The sequence below is a fragment of the Pseudoalteromonas sp. MER144-MNA-CIBAN-0113 genome (assembly GCF_040308965.1).
Classification (GTDB): domain Bacteria; phylum Pseudomonadota; class Gammaproteobacteria; order Enterobacterales; family Alteromonadaceae; genus Pseudoalteromonas; species Pseudoalteromonas tetraodonis.
The window spans coordinates 1-1,291 of record NZ_JBEOOG010000164.1 but is presented as its reverse complement, the minus strand read 5'-3'; the positions used below and the strand labels follow the sequence as shown (position 1 = coordinate 1,291).

General features: G+C 36.7%; 1 protein-coding gene. It reads right to left on the bottom strand.

The features are described from left to right. Nucleotides 1-344: 344 nt before the first annotated feature. Nucleotides 345-869, bottom strand: a complete 525-nt coding sequence (gene dps / locus AAEY57_RS19165) for a DNA starvation/stationary phase protection protein Dps (protein WP_350608570.1) — start codon at nucleotides 867-869, stop codon at nucleotides 345-347. Between the last annotated feature and the right edge of the window lie 422 nt (nucleotides 870-1,291).

Sequence of the window (1,291 nt, the reverse complement as noted above, 5' to 3'; positions counted from 1 at the left end):
ACCAAGGTGATTATTATGCCTTGATCTGATCACTACATATTCTATAAGTTCAATTTATAATGATCTTGCCGTGGCTCTAACATCATCTGCAAACCATTGGCGTTGATAATTAAATAAGGTGTGCAAACCTGGCATAAAGCTATATAGACGCGACAACACTTCAAATTCCCTACTAATAATTAGGAGTCGATAGTAAGTTCTCTTTAATAATAAGTATAGTAACTAAACGTGTTAGATGCGCTAAATAGGGGGATTTCTAGTGTATTAATAAGAGGAATATAGTTTAAAAACAAAAAAGCCCAGCAAGTTACTGGGCTTTGTAAGTCAAATGACTGCTTTAAAAATTAACTGTTCAATTGACCCGTAGATGATTCTATATGGGCACGCACAAACCACTGATATTGCTCAAGCTCTGCAAGTTGCGCAATGATCATATCTTCAGATACCGGATCAAGCTCACCGAGTAACTCAATAGCTTTACGGTGATCACCGTTAACGCCGTTATATACTTTGTCTAAGGCGGCTAGGTGTTCAGTTACTAAACCTTTGCCGATGGCGTAATCTTCCCATGTACGACGATCAACAATCGATTTTGGTGTACCAACAGGCACGCCGCCTAAAGTGGCAATACGTTCTGCTATGGTGTCGGTCATTTCACGGACGGTTTCTACTTGTGGGTCTAGCATTTCATGTACGCCAATAAAGTTTGGACCTACTACATTCCAATGAATATGTTTTAAAGTTAGCTGTAAATCAATTAGCGCTACCATGCGATTTTCTAGTACAGATATTGCTTTATTTGCTGATTCGTTTTTTACACCGGGAGCGGTAAATTCAGCGACTTTATTTGCATTATTACTGTTACTCATGATTCCTCCTACTATTTCAAAAATAGTGCTCGCTTTACTCTAGTGAGTATTTAAATTGCGATAACGAACACCTCTTGTATTTATAGAAGCAATCGTCATGCCGATAGTGATATAGTTTTAACTAACTGAAAAATAGCAGTTTAATTTTTATTTATAGTGCTTGATAAAGCAGTAAGATTAAGTGCATATGAAAAATATGCACTTTTTTGTAAATTCTGCAAAACAGCAGTACTTTAAAGTGTTAGCGAATAGCGTGCCCTTTATAGTGGTTATAATGAAGGTATTATCATTGTTGATTAATGTCCTGTTACATATACTCAACTTAAAGATTCATTAAAGGAGAAGTGAATCGCCCCGAGTTCATCGGAGACCAGTTTGTTTAAGTCAGGCCACTTTACCTGACTCGTTTAAATTATCATAGT

What these genes read in the sequence shown, in the direction of transcription:
- dps (WP_350608570.1), bottom strand. Translation starts at nt 869, where the DNA reads ATGAGTAACAGTAATAATGCAAATAAAGTCGCTGAATTTACCGCTCCC.